Here is a 13540-nt window from a genome sequence, read left to right as displayed (position 1 = left end):
GCAGTTCCCCGCGCCCCTTTAAAGGGGCGCGGGGAACTGCGCAATCTTTTCAGCGGGGGTCTGGGGGCGCAGCCCCCAGGGATGGGACGGGTAGGGGCGGCGGGGGCGAAAACCCGCCGGCGGCCCCCTACATCCGGCTCAACGACGCCGCGGCGAACAGCACATCCCTGATCGCCCCCCGGTCCCCGTCCTGCCCCGCGGCAGCCTCCTCGGGTGACACATGCCCCGCTGCGAGGCGGCAGAACTCGACACCGTCCAGCGCGACATGGGCGACCTCCCGCTCGGCGGAGCCCACCGCTCCGGGGGAGTCGAGGGGGATCAGCCACTCGCCACCCCCGGACCCCTCGATCTCAAGGCGCAGGCTCCGCCCGGGCGCCCCCGCGGCGACGAGGTGATGGCCGGCCGGCGCGGGCGACAGGCCCGCCCGGCGGCGCTCGGCGAGCGACGCGGGCAGCATCCGGGCCGCGAGGTCGATCATGCGGTGGAGGTGGCGTGGGGCGGGCGGCTCGTAGGGGTAGTCCACGGCGTCCGCGATGTCGCCCGCGTGTACCCAGCACTCGAAGGCCCGGTCCAGCATCGAGTCGCTGAGCGGCAGCTCGAACCCGCCGTACGGCACGGTGAGCCGGCCGGACCCTCCCTCGCCCCCGGCGGCGCCGCCCGCCTGGGAGGTGCTCGCTCCCGTGAACGACACCGTACGGACGATGTTGTGGCTCTGCTCCCGCCAAGGCAGCCGTACGGACCGGGTAGGCGGGAAGTGCGAGGCACGCCAGAATGCCTCGGTGCGGCCCTCGGGGGTCGGTTCCCCGGTGGGCGAGCCGGTCGGGCCGAGCGGGTCCTCCAGGCCCAGCGCGACGGCGACCAGACCGTCGACGCTCAGCAGATGGGCGATGACCCCGGCGACCGTCGTACGGCGGCTCACCGGACCGTCGCCCTCGAACCACCGCAGCCGCACGGGCGCATGCCACTCGGCGCCGCCTATGTCCTGCAGCAGCGCGTCGAGCCGGGCGGTCTCCGCGTCGTACGCAGCGGCCCATTCGGGCACCGGAATCCGCGGCGGGCGCCGGCCGAGGCAGCCCTCCAGGACGCGGGTGCGCAGCGTCGGGTCGAGGTCGAGGCTCTCGGCCGGGTGCAGCAGTCCGACCGCCTCGCGCAGCCGCAGCGCCTCGTCCGCGCAGGAACCGCACTCCCCGAGGTGCTCCTCGACAGCCGCCGTCTCCTCCGCCGAGCAGGCGGCCAGCGCCCACGCGCCGAGCAGCGACTTCAGTACCCGGTGCTCCAGGACGAGCGGCGCCGGTCCGGGAGCGGCGGCCGGTTCGGGCAGCGGCAGCCCGGTGTCCTCGACGGACGTACGCGGCAGCGGTATGCGCGGGGGTCTCCCCGACTCCGGCTCCTCACCGCCGCCGTGAGCGGGCCCGCCGGGTTCGCCGGGTCCCTGGGGTCCCGCGGGCCCACCGCCGGCTGCCGCGGCGGCCCCGTCCGGCTCTACGCCGCCTCCGGCGTCCGCGCGGCCCTCGTACGCACCGCTCTCCTCCTCATGGCCTTCAGGACCTTGATGTCCCTCATATCCCTCATGTCCTTCACGTTCGTCGTGCTCGTCGAACGCCTCGAAACGGTCCGCTCCTCCGCTCATCGCGCACCACCCCCGTATTCGGGCGGTGCGCCGGAGGGCCCGGTGTCGTGGGCGGTGGACAGGAGCTGGAGGCCGAGGCGGAGCCGGCGGCGGGCCTCGTCCTCGGTGACGCCGAGGTCGGCGGCGGCCTGGCGGTAGTCGCGGCGCTGGAAGTACGCGAGCTCCAGGGCGGCGCGCAGCGGGGCGGGCATGGACGTGACGATGTAGTCCGCGCGGGCGGCGACGGAGGCGCTGCGGACCTTCCGCTCCAGCTCCTCGGTGGTGCCCCCGCCGCCCAGCGCGAGCGCGGCGGTCTCGGTCGCGCGCAGCCGCTGCACGGCGAGGCGGTGGGTCAGTGCGGCGACCCAGGAACGCATCGGGCCCTGCTTGGGGTCGTAGGCGTCGGGGTTCTCCCAGACATGGGCGAACACCTCGCGGGTGATGCGGTCGGCGGCCCGCTCGTCGCCGAGCACGCGGTGGGCGAGGCCGTGCACGAGCGAAGCGAACCGGTCGTAGAGCTCACCGAGCGCCGCCGCCTCCCCGCGTGCGAGCCGCTGCTGCATCCTGCGGTCCCAGCGGGGCGGTGCGTCCCTCTTCGCCATGCGGCCCCCTCACCCCTGCTCGTGCCCGGCGCCTGTCCCTGCCTCTGTCGCTGTCTGCTGCCCCTGTGCTCGGTGCGTGTGCGCTGCTGCTGTCCAGCCTGTGTGCACCACTGTCCCGAATGTAGTCGGCACGTCCGACAGCGCACGCCCCTTTGCGTCAATGTGCGCCCCTGGACAGGCCGAGAATGGTAGAAGCCAACCGTCTTCCCCATCGAATCCGATCGAATCAGACCGTTCACGTCCGAAATAGCTCGCTCGCCCTGCATTTTCGACCGTAGACCGGCGTTTCTTCTTTCGCGGACCGGTGTTTCATGGAACGAGGGCGGGGCAGCCGCGCTGAAGGGAAGCGAAGGAACAGCTTCCGTTTTCGGTGGGCGAGGCGAGCGGGAGGCGTTGCGATGACGCTCAAGGTGACCGAGGGCCAAGACGGCGAAGAGGGCGAGTGGGCCGTGCTGCGGGTGTCGGGCGAGCTGGACCTCGTGACGTCGCCGGTACTGCGCCAACGGGTGCACGGCGCGGTGGCCGACGGCCGCCGCAGTCTCGTGCTCGACCTCTCCGAGGTCTTCTTCTGCGATTCCAGCGGCGTCGGCGTGCTCATCGCCACCCGCCGTCTGATCCGCTCCTGCCAGGGCCGGCTGCGGCTGATCCTGCCGGCCCGGGGCGCGACCGACGGCTCCCACGTCAACCGTGTCCTCGCGGCCCTCGGCGTCCGCCGCCTCTTCGACGTGTACCCGGACGTCGCCACGGCCGTCGGGGAGGAGTCGAGCCCGCTGTCCGCGTGATGTCCCCGTCAGCGTGATGCCCCTGTCGGCGTGATGCAGCCGTCCGTCTGTTGCCCTGTCGGCGTGATGCCCCCTGTCTCCCCGCGTGTCCCCTGTCGGCGTGACTCCCCTCACTCGTCCCGCGACACACGGCCACACGGTTGTCCCAGAATTCCCGCAGTCTTGGTACAACCGTCGTTTTCCCGCTCCCGCGGTGGTCCCGGCGTCGTACGCTCCGTCCCAGATGAACCCCAGTCCGGCTGAGAGTCCGGCTGAGATGTAAGGCGGTCCGAACACACCATGGTCAGCACCGAGTACGAGCGCAGGATTGCCGCCCGGTTCGCCGGCTTCGACCAGGACGGCAACGGCTACATCGACCGGGAGGACTTCAACGCCGCGACCAAGGCGGTCCTCACCGAGTTCGGTACGACGGCCCGCTCCGACAAGGGCCAGGCCCTGTATGTCGGCGCTGAGGCGTTCTGGCAGGGCATGGCCGGGATAGCGGACCGGGACGGCGACCAGCGGATCACCCGCGAGGAGTTCGTCAGCGGCGCGGTGAAGCGGCTGCACGACAACCCCGAGCGGTTCGCCGAGATCGCCCGCCCCTTCCTGCACGCCGCCCTCGCCGTCGCGGACACCGACGGGGACGGCGCGGCCACGGTCGAGGAGACCACGCGCGTCCTCAAGGCCCTTGGCGTGAGCGACGCCGTCGCCGCCGTCGCGGCCGCCGCCCTCGACGCGGACTCCGACGGCCGGGTCGGCGAGGCGGAGGTCGTGAGCGCGTTCGCCCGCTACTTCACGGTGCCGGAGTAGGACCCGACGGCCGCGCGTCCTGGGCGGTCCCCGACCGCCCCGAAAACCGTTCGCGCAGCTTGTACTTGAGCACCTTCCGCAGTGTCTCGTTCCGCGGAAGGGCGTCCACCACCTCCAACTGCTCCGGCAGCTTGTGCACGGACAGCCCTTCCGCGCGCAAATACGAGACGACGGCCTCCAGGGTCAACTGCCCGGCCCCCGGAGACTGTTCGGCCGCCTCGATCACGGCACAGACCCGTTCCCCGCGTTCGGCGTCCGCCAGCCCGATCACGGCGACATCGCCGACGGCCGGGTGCTGGTGCAGCAGGTCCTCGATCTCCTTGGCGGAGATGTTCTCGCCCTTGCGGATGATGATGTCCTTCAGGCGCCCGGTCAGGACGAGATGCCCGCTCTCCGTCAGATGCCCGACGTCCCCGGTGATCAGGAACCCGTCCGCGTCGAAGGCCGCGACGGTCTGCCCGGGGTCCAGATACCCCTGGCAGACGGCCTCGCCCCGCAGCCGTACCTCCCCGTCGACGCCGTACGGCCGAGCCGCGCCCTTCCCGTCCACGATCCGTATCTCCATGCCCTCCGGCGGCCTGCCCTCGGTCGTCGCCAGGTTCTCGACCGTGTCGTCCGGCGCCCCCATCGTGATCATCGGGACCTCCGTCATCCCGTACCCGTGGGTGAGCTGCACCCCCATCTCCCGTACGACGGAGTGGTAGACCTCGGGCGGCTTCGGCGCCCCGCCGCCCGCGAGCAGCCGCAGCGTCGGAATGACCGGCTTCCCGGGCTGCTTGCGCTGCTCGGCGAGGAACATCGAGTAGAAGGCCGTGGAGCCGCCCGCCACCGTCACCCCGTGCCTGCGGTAGCCGTCCAGGGCGGCGGGCAGCGCGAAGTGCTCGAACATCACGGCCGGGAAGCCGTACAGCAGCAGCATCACCGTGTAGTCCGGTCCGGCGATGTGCGCGTACGGGAAGGCCATCGAGCCCACGTCGTCGGCCGACAGGTGCAGCGCGTGCGCGAGGCACGAGCCGCCCGCGATCAGTGAACGGTCCGTGTGCAGTACGCCCTTGGGGTCGGAGGTGGTGCCGGAGGTCCAGTAGATCCAGCGGACCGAGGTGCCCTCGGAGGGCGGGGCGGGCAGCACGGCGGGGTCGCCGTCCGGCAGCCTGTCGTACGCCTCGAAGACGCCCTTCGCACCGAGCCGCCGCGCCATCGCCGTGTGGTCGAAGCCGCGCCACTCGCCCGGTACGGCGAAGTACTCGGCCTTGGACTCCCGTAGCGCGAAGCCGACTTCGCGATCGCGGTAGAAGGGGATGACCGGGGACTGTACGGCGCCGAGGCGGGCCAGCGCGAAGGACAGCAGCGCGGTCTCGATACGGGTGGGCAGCTGCCAGGCGACCACGGTGCCGGGGCGTACCCCCATGTCGTAGAGGCCCGCCGCCACCCGCTCGGCGCGGGCGCGCAGTTCGCCGAAGCTCAGGGAGCGGTCGTCCTGGAGGAGGACGGGCCGGCCGGGGGTGAGGTCGGCGCGGCGCGCGACGAGCTCCCACAGCGTGCGCGCGGACCCCAGGGCGTGTGCGGTGTCGTTCACTTCAACCCCCTGCAACTGACGGACAGTCAGATCGTGGCAGAGCGTAGGGCTCTCCGCCTTGTCGGTCCATAGGTGCGGGGCTAGCCTGCTTGTGACATGAATCTGACGGGTCATCAGATGTGTACGCCAGGCGGAGGGGAACCATGACCGAACTGCCCCGCATCATCAGCGTCGACGACCATGTGATCGAGCCCGCGCACCTCTTCGAGACCTGGCTGCCGCGGAAGTACCGCGAGCGCGGGCCGCAGCCCCTCACCGCCGGAATCGGTGAACTCGCCTACGTGGGCGGCAAATACCGGATCACGATGGATCCGGACGGTCCGCCCACCGACTGGTGGGTCTACGAGGGCCTCAAGTTCCCGTACAAGCGCAACATCGCCGCCGTCGGCTTCGACCGCGACGAGATGACGCTGGAGGGCATCACGCGCGCGGAGATGCGGCGCGGCTGCTGGGACCCGGCCGAGCGCCTCAAGGACATGGACCTCAACCACGTCGAGGGCAGCCTCTGCTTCCCCACCTTCCCGCGCTTCTGCGGGCAGACGTTCGCCGAGGCGCACGACAAGGAAGTGGCCCTGGCCTGTGTGCGCGCGTACAACGACTGGATGGTCGAGGAGTGGTGCGGCGACAGCGGCGGCCGGCTGATCCCGCTGTGTCTGATCCCGCTGTGGGACATCGATCTGGCGGTCGCCGAGATCCGCCGCAACGCGGCCCGGGGCGTGAAAGCCGTGACCTTCTCGGAGATCCCCACCTACCTGGGGCTGCCCTCCATCCACTCCGGCTACTGGGACCCCTTCTTCGCGATCTGCCAGGAGACCGGCACGGTCGTGAACATGCACATCGGTTCGTCGTCGCAGATGCCCGCCGCCTCGCCCGACGCACCGCCCGCCGTACAGGCCTCGCTCAGCTTCAACAACGCGATGGCCTCGATGATGGACTTCCTGTTCAGCGGGGTACTGGTGAAGTTCCCGCGCCTCAAACTCGCCTACTCCGAAGGGCAGATGGGCTGGATCCCGTACGCCCTGGAGCGCGCCGACGACGTCTGGCAGGAGCACCGCGCCTGGGGCGGGGTCCGCGACCTCATCCCCGAGCCCCCGTCGACGTACTACTACCGGCAGATCTTCTGCTGCTTCTTCCGCGACAAGCACGGCGTGGCGTCCCTGGACGTGGTCGGCCGCGACAACGCCACCTTCGAGACCGACTACCCGCACGTCGACTCGACCTTCCCGCACACCAAGGAGGTCGCCCTCGACCATGTGAAGGGCCTCGACGACGAGACGGTCTTCAAGCTGATGCGCGGCAACGCGATCCGCATGCTGGACCTGGACCTGTAGTGGATCTCGCGGACACGGCCGAGGAGGAGGAGTTCCGGGCACGGCTGCGCGAGTGGCTCGCCAAGGTGCTCCCCTCGCTGCCCCCGAAGCCGTCCCCGGACGACTGGCCGGGCAGACGCGCGTACGACCTCGGCTGGCAGCGGATGCTGTACGACGCCGGGTACGCCGGTCTGCACTGGCCCGTCGACGCGGGCGGCCGGGGCGCCACCCCGACGCAGCACCTCATCTACCTGGAGGAGACGGAGAAGGCGGGCGCCCCCTACGTAGGGGCCAATTTCGTCGGGCTGCTGCACGCCGGGCCGACCATCGCCTCCGAAGGGAGCGCCGAACAGCGGGCGCGCTGGCTGCCGCCCGTGCTGCGCGGCGAGGAGGTCTGGTGCCAGGGCTTCAGCGAACCGGACGCCGGCTCGGACCTCGCGGCGCTGCGCACGCGCGCGTGGCGGGACGGCGACGACTACGTAGTGAGTGGGTCCAAGATCTGGACCTCCCACGCGGAGGTCGCGGACTGGTGCGAGCTGCTGGTCCGGACGGATCCCACCGCCCCCAAGCACCGCGGCATCTCCTGGCTCGCGATGCCCATGGACGCGCCGGGGATCACCGTCCGGCCGCTGCGGACGCTCGCGGGCTCCACCGAGTTCGCCGAGGTCTTCCTCGACGAGGTGCGCATACCCGTCTCCCACCGTGTCGGCGCCGAGAACGACGGCTGGCGGGTGACCATGGTGACCCTGTCGTACGAGCGCGGTACCGCCTTCGTCGGAGAGGTCGTCGCCTGCCGCCGCGTCCTCGGCGACATCGCCCGTGAGGCGCGCGGGAACGGCCGCTGGGACGATGCCGTACTGCGCCGCCGCCTCGGCAGGCTGAACGCCGAGTTCCGGGCGCTGTGGCGGCTCACGCAGTGGAACGTCAGCGAGGCGCAGCGCAGCGGGGGAGTGCCCGGCGTCGGCGGCTCGGTCTTCAAGCTGCGGTATTCGCACGCCCGCCAGGAGCTGTACGACGCCGCCGCCGAGGTCCTCGGCCCCGAGGCGCTCGACCTGGGGCGGGAGTGGACCCTCGACCGGCTCTCGTCCCTGTCGTACACCATCGCGGCCGGCACCTCGCAGATCCAGCGGAACATCGTGGCCGAGCGGATCCTGGGCCTTCCGAAGGGACGGTGAACTCTCCGACGTGGACCTCCAACTCACGGACGATCAGCGGGCGTTGAAGAGGGGCGTGCGCGAGCTGCTGACCGCGCGCTTCGGCCCTGACGAGCTACGGGCCGCCGCCGGCGCCGGGTCGCCGGACCTCGACCGGGCGCTGTGGCGCGAGCTCGGCGAGGCGGGCTTCTTCGCGCTGCGGCTGCCGGAATCGGACGGCGGGGTCGGACTCGGCCTCCCGGAAGCGGTGCTGGCCTTCGAGGAGGCGGGCCGGGTCCTGCTGCCCGGCCCGCTGATCGCGACGCACCTCGCGGCGGGCGCGGTGGACGGGGCGGCCACCGGCGAGGCCGTGGTGACCGCCGTCGACGGGGTACTGGTGGAGTGGCTGGACCAGGCCGATGCCGTACGAGGGGACGCGACCGGCGCCGAGCCGCTGAGGTCGGTGGATCCGCTGACTCCGGTGCACCGGGTGCCCGCCGCCGTACCGCCCGGGGCCGGATCCGCAGGGTCGGACCCCGTAGCCGTGTCGCCAGGGGCCGACCCCGAAGCCGTACTCCTCACCTCACTCCTCACGGCCGCCGAACAGCTCGGCACCGCCGCCCGTACCTGCGAGCTGGCCGTGCAACACGCCCGGACACGGGAGCAGTTCGGGCAGCCGATCGGGGCCTTCCAGGCGGTGAAGCACCTGTGCGCGCAGCTGCTGGTGCGGGTGGAGGTGGCGCGTGCGGCCGTCTACGCGGCCGCTGTGACCGCCGACCCGGTGGATGTCGCGGCGGCCCGGCTGCTCGCCGACGAGGCCGCCGTGCGCGGTGCCCGCGACTGCCTCCAGGTGCACGGCGGCATGGGCTTCACCTGGGAGTCCGGCGTCCATCTGTTCCTCAAGAGGGCATGGCTGCGGACGCAGCGTGCGGGCGGAGTTACGGAGAGTGAGGAGATGCTGGCCGACGATCTTCTCGCCGGGGCGGGCTGTAAGGCCTCTGTGCAGGCATGGAGCGGGAAGGGCTCACGTGAATGTCGCGGATCGTGGCATACCGGAATTACGGAGCGTTGATATCGGGTTGTGTCCTACGCGTGACTTGTCACGGCCTGGAGTCGGCGCCGAGCTCCGGTACCTTGTGTGGGATGCGAGTGGTTCTGAGGCTGAGCCATCCCGGAGGTGCCCCTGAGGCGGCTCCGGACCCGGCGATGCGTGCCGCTCGCGGGGCAGGGCGGACCCCCGCGCCTGCCTGTTCGACTCCCCGTGGCGAGCGTCGCACAGTATGCCGCACGCGTACTCCTTCGCGCTGGAATATGCCCGAAGCGCTTGTTGGGGTGACTGTACGTCAACCATGCTGTCTCGCAAGGGAATCACTTTCCGTGATCCTTGTTCTGGCCATGCAGAAAATGGCTACGATCGTGGCCCTTGTGAGGCGCGAGGCGATGTGTCCGCCGGTTCGGATGGTGTGAGCGGTGCAGGTGCTTCAAGTGCAGCTGGAGATCCGGCCCGACCCCGCAGAGGTGGGGCGAGCCCGGAGGTGGGCCCGTTCCAGGCTCGCCGGGTCCGGGATAGGGGCCGACGAACCGCTCGCCGAGACGCTGATCCTGCTCGTCTCCGAACTCGTCACCAACGCCGTGGTGCACACCGGCTGTCCGGCCGTGCTCCGGCTGTCCCTGCCGGGCGGGGGCGAGGCCGCCACCGTCCGTCTTGAGGTGGCCGACTCCAGCGCCCGGCCCCCGGTCCCCCGGCATGCCGAGGGCGACGAGACCAACGGCCGCGGCCTGGAACTCGTCGACGGCCTCGCGGACCGCTGGGGCTGGATGCCCGAGGGTGCCGGCAAGCGCATCTGGTGCGAGGTGGACCGCTGCGCTCCGGGCGCTTCGGCGGGGGCCGCGTATCCGGCGTACGAGGACTTCGCGTACGAGGCGGTCTAGGACTCCCCGGGGGCTCCCCGGAGGCAGGGGTGCGCGGGTTCGTGCATGTATGCACGAACCGCCCGCACGGGGCCACGGTCGCGGCTGAATGCGCCCTGGCGTGCTTCAGTACGCGCCGTCATAAATGGGACGTTAAGTGATAATTCCCCGAACGGGTGTTGACGTGACGTGTCCGTTTGATCACGCTTGTGTTCAGCGATTCGCCGCGAGGGGACGGCGAGGGTTCCGGTGACGGGAGCCCTCGGCGAGTGTGAGTCGCGATTCGGCGTCGGCTCCTACAGGGCCAGAGGAGCAGGGCGGGTACGCCGGAGCCGGATGGCGGCGCGCGGTGCCGTGCTCGGGGCGAGCATCGGCGCGCCGCCACCCGACCCTTGTTGGCGACTGGCCGGGGTCACGGCCGACTACAGCAGGGCGACCGGTGCCACCGGTGTGCCCGTGCCGCCCACGAAGGGTTCGGGCATCGCCGACAGCAGGAAGGCGTAGCGGCTTTCTTCTCCACAGGCTGTGGACAACTTTTCGAGATTCCAGTTCTGGCCCTGCAGCATCCCCATCTCGACCAGGTCGAGCGCGTGCACGGGCAGCCATAGATCCTCGATCTCGGGCGGAAAGATCTCGAACGTGAGGGTGTCGTTCGCGACCGCCGCGACATCGCGCGCGTGGAACCACTCCGGGGCGCGCACGGACAGCCCGGGCGACGGATACGCGTACCCGTGTGTGTCGCCCGCTAGATACACCTGGATCTGCCCCGTCCGTACGAGGACGATGTCGCCGGCCCGTACCCGCGTACCCGCCAACTCCTCGGCTGCGTCCAGGTCTTCGGGCGTCACGGCGTGCCCGCCCTCCAGTCGCTCGACACCCCGCGCCCGCGCGACGTCGAGCAGTACACCGCGCGAGACGATGTGCCGCGGCTTGTCGATGCCGCTGAACTCGGCGCCGCCGTGCGGGGTGATCGTGTCGGCCGGGCGGCCGTTGTAGATCTTTCCGGAGTGCGAGACATGGGTGAGCGCGTCCCAGTGGGTCCCCGCCTGGAGCCCCATGGTCACCGCGTCGTCGCTGCACGCGACCGTGCCCGGCCCGAAGATCTCCTGGTTGATCTGCACCATGGCGTGCAGCGGATTGACGCGCCCGGGGATCATCCCGGTCTGCACGCCGTCCTGCTGGAGGGGGAGCGCGAGCGGGACGCGGCGCCCGCTCCGGACGCAGGCCGCGGCCTCCCGTACGACCTCGTCGGTGATGAGATTCAGCGTCCCGATCTCGTCGTCGGCCCCCCAACGCCCCCAGTTGTTCACGCGCTTGGCGATCTCGTGAAACTCGGCCGGCAGTGACATGAGTCCTCCCCGGGGGCTTGTCTCCAGGTATCTGACGGGTCGTAGAATCCGAGTTGAATCTAACGGACCGTCAGAAACTGCGGGAAGGGGCCGGGCGTGGGGAACTTCTTGGCAGGCAAGGTCATCGCCGTCACGGGGGCCGGGCGGGGGATCGGCCGTGCCGTGGCGCTGGCCGCGGCAGCCGAGGGCGCGCGCGTCGTCGTCAACGACTACGGAGTCTCCATCGACGGCGCCGAGCCGACGAGCTCGATCGCCGACGCCGTCGTCAAGGAGATCGAGGCGGCGGGCGGCGACGCGGTCGCCGTCGCCGACGACATCTCGACGATGGCGGGCGGTCAGCGGGTCGTCGACACCGCGCTGGCGTCGTACGGACGGATCGACGGCGTGGTGTGCGTGGCCGGGATCCTGCGCGAGCGGATGCTTTTCAACATGACCGAGGAGGAGTGGGACCCGGTCGTCGCCACCCACCTCAAGGGCACGTTCACGCTCTTCCGGGCCGCCTCCGCGGTGATGCGCAAGCAGGGCTCGGGGACGCTGATCGGCTTCACCAGCGGCAACCATCAGGGGTCCGTCTCCCAGGCCAACTACAGCGCGGCCAAGGGCGGGATCATCTCGCTCGTCCGCAGCGCGGCGCTGGGACTGCACAAGTACGGGGTCACGGCGAACGCGGTCGCACCGGTCGCCCGCACCCGGATGTCGGCCAACGTCCCCATGGAGCTCAAGGAGATAGGCGAGCCGGAGGACGTCGCCGCGCTGGTGGTGTACCTGCTCTCCGACCGTGCGCGGGAGGAACGGATCACCGGGCAGGTGTACACCATCGCCGGACCCAAGATCGCGGTGTGGGCGCAGCCGCGGGAGCTGCGGGCGGGGTATGCGGAGGGGGCCGCCTGGACGCCGGAGCGGATCGCGGACTTCTTGCCGGGGACGGTGGGGGTGGATCCCATGCCGTTGCTGGAGGGGGTGGAGGCGATGGCTCGGGCTGCGGGGGAGGGGGCGCGGCCCAATGCGTAGATCCGGGGGGCAGGTTTTCGCCCCCGCCGCCCCTACCCGTCCCATCCCGTTCCTGGGGGCTGCGCCCCCAGCCCCCCTGGGTTGTGTGTCGGCTGCGGGTGGGTGGGGGTTGCTCGCGCAGTTCCCCGCGCCCCTTAAGGGGCGCGGGGAACTGCGCAATCCTTTGGGCCAGCCCCCACCCACCCGCAGGCAACACACAACCGAACGGGGTCGAAGGGGCAGAGCCCCTGGGGGATGGGACGGGTAGGGGCGGCGGGGGCGAGACAACGCGAAGGTGGCGAGCGTGGAGTTTGGATTCGGGTCGGAGGACGAGGTGTTCCGGGGCGAGGCGCGGGCCTGGTTGCGGGCGCGTCTCGGTGGTGGGGACGTGGACCGTCGGGAATGGGAACGGGAGCTCGGGCGGGGTGGGTGGATCGGGCTCGGGTGGGGTGAGGACGGGTATGGAAACCGGCGGGCGAGCCTGACCCAACAGGTCGTCTGGGCCGAGGAGTACGCCCGGACGAAGGCACCCGCCCGCTCGGGACACATCGGCGAGAACCTGCTGGCCCCCACCCTCATCGCCCACGGGACGGAGGAACAGAAGGCCCGCTTCCTGCCCCCCGTCGCCCGCGGTGAGGAACTCTGGTGCCAGGGATACAGCGAGCCGGGAGCGGGTTCGGACCTGGCGGGCGTACGCACCGCTGCCGTACACGACCGCGGCACCGACACCGACTCCTACCGGGTCACGGGCCAGAAGATCTGGACGTCCCTCGCCCACGAGGCGGACTGGTGCTTCGTGCTCGCCCGTACGCAACCCGACTCCACCCGCCACCACGGCCTGTCCTTCCTGCTCGTCCCGATGGACCAGCCGGGCCGCGTCGAGGTCCGCCCGATCCGCCAGCTGACCGGCACGAGCGAGTTCAACGAGGTCTTCTTCGACGGGGCGGTGGCCCGCGCCGAGCATGTGGTCGGCGGCGAGGGAAACGGCTGGCGCGTCGCGATGAGCCTGCTCGGCTACGAGCGAGGCGTGTCGACGCTGGCCCAACAGATCGGGTTCGCCCAGGAGTTGGGCCGGGTGGTGGAGACGGCCGTCGCGAACGGCGCCGTCGCCGATCCCGTCGTACGCGACCGGCTCGTACACCAGTGGGCCGAGCTGCGCACGATGCGGTGGAACGCCCTGCGCACGCTCGGGAGTTCGGGGAACGGCGGTCAGGCGGGCGGCGCGGGGGCGCCCAGCGTGGCGAAGCTGCTGTGGGGCGGCTGGCATCGGCGGCTGGGCGAGCTGGCGGTGCTGGTGCGGGGTGCCGGGGCGGCGGTGGGCCCGGCGGACTGGTCGACGGCGGCACCGTACGAACTCGACGCGTTCCAGCACCTGTTCCTGTTCAGTCGGGCCGACACGATCTACGGCGGCTCGGACGAGATTCAGCGCACGATCATCGCCGAGCGCGTGCTCGGCCTGCCTAGGGAGCCCAAGGGCTGAGGGAGT

The 13540-nt window shown here is 71.2% G+C and carries 12 protein-coding genes; 8 read left to right on the top strand and 4 right to left on the bottom strand.

Going from position 1 to position 13540, the window contains the following annotated elements:
- Positions 1-127 precede the first annotated feature (127 nt).
- On the bottom strand, positions 128-1630 hold the full coding sequence (locus tag OG975_RS21280) for a zf-HC2 domain-containing protein (protein WP_406330902.1): 1503 nt from the start codon (positions 1628-1630) through the stop codon (positions 128-130).
- Complete coding sequence (locus OG975_RS21275; RefSeq protein WP_406330901.1) at positions 1627-2211, bottom strand: sigma-70 family RNA polymerase sigma factor; 585 nt, start codon at positions 2209-2211, stop codon at positions 1627-1629. The genes OG975_RS21280 and OG975_RS21275 overlap by 4 nt, the downstream gene beginning before the upstream one ends.
- 398 nt (positions 2212-2609) lie before the next feature.
- Here OG975_RS21275 and OG975_RS21270 point away from each other — a divergent pair, with 398 nt between their 5' ends.
- Positions 2610-2993, top strand: coding sequence for an STAS domain-containing protein (locus OG975_RS21270; RefSeq protein ID WP_406330900.1), 384 nt, complete (start codon positions 2610-2612; stop codon positions 2991-2993).
- Between the two features lie 279 nt (positions 2994-3272).
- A complete protein-coding gene (locus tag OG975_RS21265) occupies positions 3273-3785 on the top strand; it encodes an EF-hand domain-containing protein (protein ID WP_406330899.1) in 513 nt (170 codons plus the stop codon).
- Here the strand turns inward: OG975_RS21265 and OG975_RS21260 are convergent.
- Positions 3769-5361: a class I adenylate-forming enzyme family protein gene (locus OG975_RS21260; protein WP_406330898.1), complete on the bottom strand. Its 1593-nt coding sequence runs from the start codon at positions 5359-5361 to the stop codon at positions 3769-3771. The genes OG975_RS21265 and OG975_RS21260 overlap by 17 nt on opposite strands.
- 143 nt (positions 5362-5504) lie before the next feature.
- Here OG975_RS21260 and OG975_RS21255 point away from each other — a divergent pair, with 143 nt between their 5' ends.
- The 4 genes from OG975_RS21255 to OG975_RS21240 all read left to right on the top strand — a co-directional run bounded on the left by OG975_RS21255 (position 5505) and on the right by OG975_RS21240 (position 9736).
- Positions 5505-6692, top strand: coding sequence for an amidohydrolase family protein (locus OG975_RS21255; RefSeq protein WP_406330896.1), 1188 nt, complete (start codon positions 5505-5507; stop codon positions 6690-6692).
- Positions 6692-7846: an acyl-CoA dehydrogenase family protein gene (locus OG975_RS21250; protein WP_406330895.1), complete on the top strand. Its 1155-nt coding sequence runs from the start codon at positions 6692-6694 to the stop codon at positions 7844-7846. Before OG975_RS21255 ends, OG975_RS21250 begins: the two co-directional genes overlap by 1 nt.
- A gap of 10 nt (positions 7847-7856) precedes the next feature.
- Positions 7857-8876: an acyl-CoA dehydrogenase family protein gene (locus OG975_RS21245; RefSeq protein WP_406330893.1), complete on the top strand. Its 1020-nt coding sequence runs from the start codon at positions 7857-7859 to the stop codon at positions 8874-8876.
- 398 nt (positions 8877-9274) lie between these two features.
- Positions 9275-9736, top strand: coding sequence for an ATP-binding protein (locus tag OG975_RS21240; RefSeq protein WP_327429599.1), 462 nt, complete (start codon positions 9275-9277; stop codon positions 9734-9736).
- 401 nt (positions 9737-10137) lie between these two features.
- Here the strand turns inward: OG975_RS21240 and OG975_RS21235 are convergent, their stop codons facing one another.
- Complete coding sequence (locus OG975_RS21235; protein ID WP_406330892.1) at positions 10138-11064, bottom strand: cyclase family protein; 927 nt, start codon at positions 11062-11064, stop codon at positions 10138-10140.
- A gap of 96 nt (positions 11065-11160) precedes the next feature.
- Here OG975_RS21235 and OG975_RS21230 point away from each other — a divergent pair, with 96 nt between their 5' ends.
- Both OG975_RS21230 and OG975_RS21225 read left to right on the top strand, forming a co-directional pair.
- On the top strand, positions 11161-12075 hold the full coding sequence (locus tag OG975_RS21230; RefSeq protein ID WP_327429597.1) for an SDR family oxidoreductase: 915 nt from the start codon (positions 11161-11163) through the stop codon (positions 12073-12075).
- A gap of 283 nt (positions 12076-12358) precedes the next feature.
- Positions 12359-13534, top strand: coding sequence for an acyl-CoA dehydrogenase family protein (locus OG975_RS21225; RefSeq protein ID WP_406330891.1), 1176 nt, complete (start codon positions 12359-12361; stop codon positions 13532-13534).
- The last annotated feature ends 6 nt before the right edge of the window (positions 13535-13540 follow it).

The sequence above is a fragment of the Streptomyces sp. NBC_00203 genome (assembly GCF_045206325.1).
Taxonomy (GTDB): domain Bacteria; phylum Actinomycetota; class Actinomycetes; order Streptomycetales; family Streptomycetaceae; genus Streptomyces; species Streptomyces lutosisoli.
The sequence above is the reverse complement of the archived record's forward strand: the minus strand, read 5'-3'. Positions and strand labels throughout refer to the sequence as shown.